The sequence below is a fragment of the Mucilaginibacter polytrichastri genome, assembly GCF_001911425.1.
In the GTDB taxonomy this organism is placed as follows: Bacteria; Bacteroidota; Bacteroidia; order Sphingobacteriales; family Sphingobacteriaceae; genus Mucilaginibacter; species Mucilaginibacter polytrichastri.
Window position 1 is genome coordinate 210,585 of the sequence record NZ_MPPL01000001.1, and the last position, 8,709, is coordinate 219,293.

An 8,709-nucleotide genomic window follows, 5' to 3' on the forward strand; every position below is an offset into this window, starting at 1 on the left:
TATACTCCCCATTTAGCCAGATACTTACTTTAAAAAGAATACATGTTATTTCAAGATTTAAATTTAATTGAGCCCATCCTCAAGGCTTTAAAAACCGAGGGTTATACTACCCCAACACCAATACAGCAACAATCAATTCCCATTATATTACAACGTAAGGATTTGTTAGGTTGCGCCCAAACCGGTACCGGTAAAACTGCAGCCTTCTCTATCCCTATTTTACAAATACTGCACGAAGAGCGTACACAACATAAGGAACAAAAAACTATTAAGTCGCTTATCCTTACCCCAACCCGCGAGTTGGCTATCCAGATTGGCGAAAGTATTGCTGCCTATGGCAAGCATACCGGCTTAAAGCATTTGGTAATTTTTGGTGGTGTTTCGCAACACTCACAAACAGAAGCTTTGCGCCGCGGTGTTGATATTTTAATTGCTACCCCCGGCCGTTTATTAGACCTGATGAACCAGCGTTATGTAAACCTCGAGCATATCAAAATTTTGGTATTGGATGAGGCCGACCGTATGCTGGATATGGGTTTTGTGCACGATGTGAAAAAGATCATCGCTAAAATACCTGCTAAAAGACAAACGCTTTTCTTTTCGGCTACTATGCCCAAAGAAATCCAGTCATTGGCAAATACAATACTGGTAAACCCCGAAAAAGTGGAGGTTACACCCGCGTCTTCAACTGCCGACACCATTAACCAATCTATCTATTTTGTTGATAAGGGCGATAAACGCTTACTGTTAACACATATCCTGAAAGATAAAGCCATTAAACGTGTACTGGTATTTACCCGTACCAAGCATGGTGCCGATAAGGTGGTAAAGGATCTGATACGTACCAATGTTACTGCAGAGGCTATTCACGGTAATAAATCGCAAAATGCCCGTCAGCGCGCGTTAACCAACTTTAAAAACAGCAGTACACGCGTATTGGTAGCTACTGATATTGCCGCCCGCGGTATTGATGTTGATGAACTAACACACGTAATTCAGTACGAATTACCGGAAGTTCCCGAAACTTACGTTCACCGTATTGGCCGTACCGGCCGTGCAGGTTCAAGTGGTATTGCTTTCTCTTTTTGCGATGAGGAAGAAAAAGAACTGCTGAAAGATATTCATAAGGTAATTGGTAAGGCCATCCCGGTTGAAACCGAACATCCTTATCCATTGCGCGAACTTTCTATGGCCGAGAAAGCCAAGTTCGATCAGAAAACAAAAGAAGCTAAAAAGGTATCGGGCCAGCGTGGCGCAGCCAGGCAGGGTTTTGGCCGTAGCCGTAACCATAGTGGCGATAGCGCGCCTGCTGGTGGCAGTGGACGTAGTAGTGCTGGCGGTAACCGCAACAGCGGCGGCAGACGCTAATAAATTATTTAAGAGCCATCCCGACTTGTCGGGGTGGCTTTGTTATGTTTAAGCAATTATTTGGATAAAATCTATTGCATCAGTTAAATATATTTCACTACATTTATAATGAAAATTCAACCGGTTAATATGCAACGCCTGCTCGACCTTTTGCGCAACAAATACTTCCTGGTTACCGTGGCATTTGTAGTATGGATGATCTTTTTTGATAAAAATGATATCTATTCGCAATACCAGTACCACCAGCAGGTAACCAAGCTACAGCAGGAAAGCGAATTTTACCAAAAAGAAACAGCCAAGGTATCCAAAGACCTTGATGAATTAACCTCCGACAAAGCCAAACTCGAAAAGTTCGCCCGCGAAAAGTATCTCATGAAAAAGGATAATGAGGATATTTTTGTGGTTGTGAAAGAGAAGAGCAAGGACTAGGTTTTAGAAACAAGACGTTCATAAAACACGTCATTGCGAGGTATGAAGCAATCTCAGACCCATTAGCACTGGCATTCATACCGCAGAATCTGTTTTTCATTAGTGAGGGTAGAGGGGTATATGATCGTCAGTGGATGTCACTATTCTTTGACCGCCAAAGAATAGTAACCAAAAGAAAGCTCGCAGATGGGTCCTATTGTTGTAGAGAGTTGTAGTTGAGCAGTTACTTAGGAATGTCTGTGATTAAATTTGCTATCAAATCAGGAGCGGCAGCCTGTCAGAAAAGCGGGCCATGCGGAGGCCTAGAGCGGGGAAGCTTTTTTCTGACTTGACTTTTGGTTACTTTGTGTCGAAGACAAAGTAACTGGGCCACTGCGGCTATGAGCAGACTGGCGTAAATTATTAGTACTGTACAACTTTTAATAGCGATTGCGCCAACTCAGGCACTGACTCCGTAAACTACGAGATTGCTAAACAGGCGGTTGCAATGATAAAAGGGAATAAAATCAACTAACCGGCAATTTCAACCTATACCTCACTGCCACAATCCTGATCCCACAGACCACAATTACTGCAGCCATTTTAGCTACGCCCGCATCTATAAAAGGTAACATCAATAAATAAAAAGCACCGCCTATAATGCAGGCCGAAGCGTAGATCTCTTTGTGTAATATCAGTGGGATGGTATTGAGTAATATATCGCGGATAAGGCCACCGAAACAACCGGTAATAGTGCCAAGTGCTACGCAAATGGCAGGGTGTAGGCCAACGCTAAGCCCTTTCTGTACGCCAATAATAGTGAATAAGCCTAAGCCTAAAGCATCGAACAAAAACAGGGTAACCTTAAATGTTTTAATCCTTTTTTTGAAAAAGATAGTACAAATAGCTGTAATGAGGATAATAAGCGGAATATCGATATTGCGCATCCAGCTTACCGGTGTAGAGCCAATCAGTACATCGCGCACGGTACCGCCGCCAATGGCCGTAACAAAGCCGATAATAATAACGCCCATTATATCCAACCGTTTTTGCATGGCCGAAAACACGCCGGAAATAGTAAAGCTAATGGTACCCAGCACTTCAATAATGGTGCTTACATCGAGGATCATACTTCGCCCTCCCGTTTGCGTAGAAACCATTCTGTGCTTAGCAAGGCCAGTATTAGCACAAATACCCATTTAATATCTATCAGCTCGCTGTAGTGTTTATCTTCATTTACCAACGTCTTAATATTTTCGTTCTGGCGAATTAGTCCGGGGAGTTTAGCTATGTCTGCAGGTGGCAGCATTTGCGCGCCCGATTGCTTAGTCAGATTTCTTAATAACTGGTGATTGGCTGTGCTCTGCCTGTCTTCCAAATCAATCGACGTCACATTTAACTGCCCACTGGCCGATAGTTTTTCCTTGCCAATCTGTGTGGCTGATGTGTAAGTATATTCACCGGGCGCAAGTACTCCTGCATCCAGTTGGTAGCTTTGGCCTGTACGGCTAAACTGGTAGCTGTAGCTTTTTCCTTTCTGGTCTTTCAGGTCAAGTTTAACATCCGGGGTATTGGTTAATACCAGGGCTTCGTTATATAGTTCGGCGTTAATGATCACATGTTCGCTTTCATCAAAAACGTTTTTGGCTGTGTATACCCTAAAACGCTGCCTGTTGGTATTTGCGGTTAGGTATTGTATACTTTGCGATAGCAGTTCGTTAAGCGCATTGTGGTTGCCGTATTGCTGGTATTCGGATAGTTGCCAGCGCCACAGCCCCTCGCCTGCGAGGGTAGCTTTGCGGCGGCCTTGGTTGTCTTCAAAAGCCCAGAGTGGATACTGGGTAGGTATGTTACCTATTTTTTGTTTAAAGAGCACAGTAGACGTCGACCCCGCAGTATAACTGCCGAACGGTGCCAGCAGCGGTGGCAGTTGTTTTAGTTTATTCAAGGTAGAATCGCTCAGTGTAAAACTGCCGAAATCTGTTTGCGGCTGGGCAAATGCTTCTTGTACATCGGGGCGTGTCCCTGTAATTTTAATCAGCTTTTGTTGTAGGTCGAAGTCCAGTATATTAGTCTGCGCGCCGGCCATGTACCAAACAGGGGTAGTGCCTGCCGATATATACTTCTGTAATGCCAGGTTATTTGATAATTGCACCTGGTGTAAAACAAGCAGGTTATAATCGCCCAGTTTAACTTTAAACAGGTCACTTACTTCAATAGTTTTTAGCTCATAATTGCGGTTGTTCTCTATCGATTGTTTCAGCGCAGCAATGTCGGGGTGGGGGCTGTTATAAACCAGCAATATCTTTTGCCGGGCATCCAGCACATCGATATAAATATTTTCTGTATTGTTTTGTACCGATACCTCGTTTTTAACCAGGGCCAGGTTAAATGTAAATTTGTGCAAGCCCTTTTTATCGGCGCTTAGTTTCAGGGGGATGGTTTTACGCCAGTTGTTAGCATCTATGGGGATACTTTTGCTCAACACAGATCTGCCATCTTCGGTAATGTTGAGTAGCATGGTTTCGCCGGCGCTTAGGTAGGCTTCGGCTTGTACCTCTACTTCAAAATCATTACCCAGCAGGGCTGTTTTATTATAGTTAATGTTACTAATGAGCAGATCTCGGCGGATGGTGGTATCGCCCAAGGCTATTGTATAAATGCTTGCTTTTAAATTGCGGGCTTCGTACTGTGGGTCGGCACCCTGGTTGTACAGGCCATCGGTAGCCAGTATTACTGCGCCAATATTTTGGTTTACGTACTGCTCATTTAACTGGTGCAGGGCGGCCGAAAGGTCTGTTTGGCGGCCATTAAAGTTGGGGCTTAGGCCTTGTTGCAAGGTTTTATCGAAGTGAAATTCACGCACGTCGTACTTATCGCCCAGGGTTTGCTTTAGTTTATCCAGATCGCTTACAACCTGTTTGAGCTTGATACCGGCAGGATTAAATTTTGTAATGGAAGAGGAGTTATCCTGCGCAATTAATACCAAAGGTTTTTGCGGCTGATAGCTTACTGTTTTTATTAATGGCGAGAGCAGCAGCAAGGCAATAACAGTTATTACCAATGCACGCGCAGTAGCCAGGCCATAGCGAAATTTATTGCTGAGATTGGTGGGGTATTTGTACATCAGCCAGGCATATAATATGCCGGCCAGCAGGCAGGGTAAAAACCACCAGCCCGAAATTGTACCCCATGTTACCGAAAATAAAAACAGCATATCTGTAAATTCAAATATGCTGTTTTTATTTTTTAAAAGAAATGTATGTTGAGCTGTTAAGCTATATAATTTTAATGCGGATAGGCCCTTTGATATGATTGATATCTACAGGTTGATTCTTTTGGGTGATCACAACTTTACCCTGCTGCTGCAAGTCAATCGCTACAGCCCTCACATCATCCATGTACTTACGCCAGTTAGGAGCGAACAAGTGTCGGGCAACATCAGACGGGCAAATGGATTTATCGGCTCCGCGTTCGGTTGCCATGCTGATAATAGATTGGGCTATTGTTGATTTGTCCATTAGCTTTTACGCTCAACTTAAATCCCGTAAACCGGGGGCTATAACATACCGCCATCAACCGCCAATACCTGGCCGGTAATGTAGGTTGCCATATCGGATGCGAGGAATACGCAGGCGTCAGCAACTTCGGTAGTTTCGCCGCCACGTTTTAATGGGATACCGGCTGTCCAGCCTTCAACCACTTTAGGGTCTAATACATCGGTCATTTCAGTACGGATAAAACCAGGTGCAACCACGTTGGTGCGGATATTGCGTGAGCCTAACTCTTTAGCGATAGATTTGGAGAAACCGATGATACCAGCCTTAGAAGCCGCATAATTAGCCTGGCCTGCATTACCCTGCACACCAACCACCGAGCTGATGTTGATGAATACACCTGCACGGTTCTTCATCATAATTTTAGATGCAGCTTTGGTTACGTTGAAGATCGATTTCAGGTTTACGTTCATCACGTCGTCCCAGTTTTCTTCTGTCATGCGCATTAACAGGCCGTCTTTGGTAATACCGGCGTTGTTTACAACAATATTAAGGGTGCCAAAATCGGCAACAATAGCAGAGATCAGTTTTTCTGCTTCGTCAAATTTCGAAGCATCAGAGCGGTAGCCTTTTACTTTGGTGCCGTAGGCTTGCAGTTCTTGCTCTAAAGCCTCGCCTTTTTCAACAGACGATAGGTAGGTGAACGCCACATTGGCGCCATGCTCGGCAAATTTTTGAGCAATCATGCGGCCAATACCTTTTGAAGCGCCGGTAACCAATGCGGTTTTTCCTTCTAACAGTTTCATAATTCAAAAAAATGATTTCGGGCGGTGAAGATAAGGATTTAAGCGGGAAGTGCGAAAAAGGATGAATGGGGGAGGACTGTTTGAATTGTTGAATAACTAAGAAACAGGAAATGATTTACAGAATTGAAAAAATACTTGTGGCTGTTTTGTTAATATGTATATTTTTGATAAAATAACTTAACTATTACAACGCATGAATGCAGATCTGCCAAAAAATACAGTAAACAAAGATTATTAAACTTGTTTTAAGGTCTATACCAATCATACCAGCAACCGAAATATATAATCTATTTACAGACATAAAAATCAAAAGATATTATAAAGTAAAAATAAATAAAGTATACGAGTCATTAACAGAAACTTCAGATTTGTTAACATAACTACAAACTGAACTTACATAAAGAAATCAGCAGGTAAAGAAATTAAGTGAAGAATATGAGAGGTATTCCAAATTAGCAGAATTAGAAGAAGAGAAGGTCAAATCATTGCTATTACAATTGGATAAAACTCTCAATAAAGGAAAGCTCGAGAAAGATAAATTGGTTTTGCTACCAACATAGGTGCAGATATATTAATATTTTTATTAGGCATCTGGCTTGGACCTAAAATTACAATATTTATAACTTCTAAATAAGTCAATAACATACAATGTTGGATTCATGCAGATAATACCTTGCATAAAAAAATAATGAACTTCGGAAATCAATTACTTTTACTCATGAAATACTTCTTTTCTTCCAATAAAAAATCAACAGGGATCTTTATTCCGCAAGGTAGCGATTATAGTGAATTGACTGATAATATCGAAGATACATCGATTGTAGGAGTCTCCGCCTACTTGGGTTACCATACTGACCAAATTCAGGTTTATCACACAGATTATAATGAAAACGATGATATTAGCAATGTGATTTTTGAGGCATTCACTAAGAATATAATTTATGTATTGACTAAAACCAGTTGTCTCAAGGTGACCAATCGCGATGTTAATCATCGACTTCGGAGTTACGATTGGGCTGAGGAATACGATAGTTACACTGTTCGAGATATTTTAGAAAAAGGAGTAGCAAATAAATCCCTTACCATCGATTTTCTTTCCAAGGTACTTCCGATCAACGACCCTGAACCAAATGGGATTTTTCCAGTTGAGAAAATCGGATTTTACTTATATTTTAACCATGGGTATTTAACAGATTTCCAATCACTGGACGGATTAGGCACGTGGGCAAAGTATTTTCAGAAATTGAATCCTCGCACAATAACCTTACAGGAAGCATATGCAAAAAAATATTGGGGTAATAATATTTCTCAAGTTATAAAAGAGGTAAATACCCAGTCTGACGCATTGGCGAACGTGCCAGAACTTTTTAAGAATAAGTATTCCGAATTACATACAACAGAGATTGGAACGATAAATTTCGTAATGTTGTTAGTTTGCCATTACAGAAGAAATATAGATTTGAACGACTTTATAGAGCTAAATCACGGGCGTTATCAGCAAATTACGCCGACTATTTACAGCTTGGGTAAGTTTATATATGAATTTTCTGATGAAGGTAATAATGTTAAAATTACTCAAATAAAAGGAGTATAAAATGTTATAAGATGGAACATTCCACATGGTCCATTTTACAAACTTAAATTTTTTTATGTAAATGTATTTTAATTATTTGAATAACAGCTAATTGTATTTTTTTTTTGATTGATGTGTATGTTCCACTTTTAGTACCTAAAAGTCTTTTTTTACTGACTTAAAAGTTTAGAAAAGCAATATGAAATACTATTGCTTAGGTTCAAAAATTTTAAGGTAATCCTGCAATGGTATTAAGCCAACCGCTTTTCGTCGTTTATCAACCTGCAACGAATCCTGAATGGGGAATGGTTTGGCATGGTGCGTCTTTAAATCAATGCGTACCTGTGTACCGTACAACTGCTTGTGCCCCTGGTTAACCAATACACGGTCTTGCAATAAAGCATAATCTTCGCCATTTGCATTGTGGCGTTTAATCTCCCGGCTCATTAAAGTTAAAGCCTGTTGTTGAAAGGCTACATCATCATCGCAATGCTGTATAATTGCCCAAAAAGCATTACTACCGCTGGTATCAACCAGGTTGTAACCGGGATAGCCGTGTTTTTTGATGATTAGTTTGGCTTCCATCATGTTTAAACTATCTGTTTTTGCCATATTTTTATTGATGGTGGCTTCATCATAGGCAGATGATTTCCCATTATTGATTTTGTCCGATTCAATGCGCCATTTTTGATCCTGCCTAAACATCAGCAGAATCTTTTTTTGCAATGCGGTGTCAATTTTTGATACACCGGATGCATTGGCACAAAGCATTAGGGATACACAAATTGTCAAGATATATTTCATAACTAATTTTTTAGATTAATTTATAGAATAAAAACTTGTTTCCGGCAACGCCGAAAAATTAAAAAGCAAAATACAGACTCTTTGCCCGCACGGGGTCTCTGGGAGAGGACCTTGCGGAATTAATCTAATCGATTAATTTTTATGCCGCTGCAGCTTATTCTCGGAGTAACCCCGCGCGGAGGAAAGAGTTATGGGGCGCTGAATGCAAATTAAATGTTTAGGCATTTTCATATATTATATATTTTATTAAATA

At 41.0% G+C, this 8,709-nt stretch carries 8 protein-coding genes; 3 read left to right on the top strand and 5 right to left on the bottom strand.

All coding sequences use genetic code 11. From position 1 onward, the window contains the following. The first annotated feature begins 42 nt into the window (after positions 1 to 42). Positions 43 to 1,368: a DEAD/DEAH box helicase gene (locus RG47T_RS00940; protein WP_074487459.1), complete on the top strand. Its 1,326-nt coding sequence runs from the start codon at positions 43 to 45 to the stop codon at positions 1,366 to 1,368. 108 nt (positions 1,369 to 1,476) lie between these two features. After that, positions 1,477 to 1,797 (top strand): FtsB family cell division protein, encoded by a 321-nt coding sequence (locus RG47T_RS00945; RefSeq protein ID WP_317041628.1) that lies wholly within the window; start codon positions 1,477 to 1,479, stop codon positions 1,795 to 1,797. A gap of 506 nt (positions 1,798 to 2,303) precedes the next feature. Here RG47T_RS00945 and RG47T_RS00950 read toward each other — a convergent pair. From RG47T_RS00950 to fabG, 4 genes are all read right to left on the bottom strand, one after another. Beyond that, a complete protein-coding gene (locus RG47T_RS00950; RefSeq protein ID WP_074487461.1) occupies positions 2,304 to 2,906 on the bottom strand; it encodes a trimeric intracellular cation channel family protein in 603 nt (200 codons plus the stop codon). Next, on the bottom strand, positions 2,903 to 4,993 hold the full coding sequence (locus RG47T_RS00955) for a vWA domain-containing protein (RefSeq protein ID WP_074487462.1): 2,091 nt from the start codon (positions 4,991 to 4,993) through the stop codon (positions 2,903 to 2,905). Before RG47T_RS00955 ends, RG47T_RS00950 begins: the two co-directional genes overlap by 4 nt. 61 nt (positions 4,994 to 5,054) lie before the next feature. Beyond that, complete coding sequence (locus RG47T_RS00960; protein WP_074487464.1) at positions 5,055 to 5,297, bottom strand: DUF3253 domain-containing protein; 243 nt, start codon at positions 5,295 to 5,297, stop codon at positions 5,055 to 5,057. A 38-nt stretch (positions 5,298 to 5,335) separates the two neighbouring features. After that, complete coding sequence (fabG, locus tag RG47T_RS00965) at positions 5,336 to 6,079, bottom strand: 3-oxoacyl-[acyl-carrier-protein] reductase (protein ID WP_074487465.1); 744 nt, start codon at positions 6,077 to 6,079, stop codon at positions 5,336 to 5,338. 718 nt (positions 6,080 to 6,797) lie between these two features. Here fabG and RG47T_RS00970 point away from each other — a divergent pair. Continuing rightward, positions 6,798 to 7,673 carry a hypothetical protein gene (locus tag RG47T_RS00970; protein WP_074487466.1) on the top strand — a complete coding sequence of 292 codons (876 nt, stop codon included), beginning with the start codon at positions 6,798 to 6,800 and terminating at the stop codon, positions 7,671 to 7,673. A 186-nt stretch (positions 7,674 to 7,859) separates the two neighbouring features. Here the strand turns inward: RG47T_RS00970 and RG47T_RS00975 are convergent, their stop codons facing one another. After that, a complete protein-coding gene (locus RG47T_RS00975; protein WP_139235700.1) occupies positions 7,860 to 8,456 on the bottom strand; it encodes a DUF6624 domain-containing protein in 597 nt (198 codons plus the stop codon). Between the last annotated feature and the right edge of the window lie 253 nt (positions 8,457 to 8,709).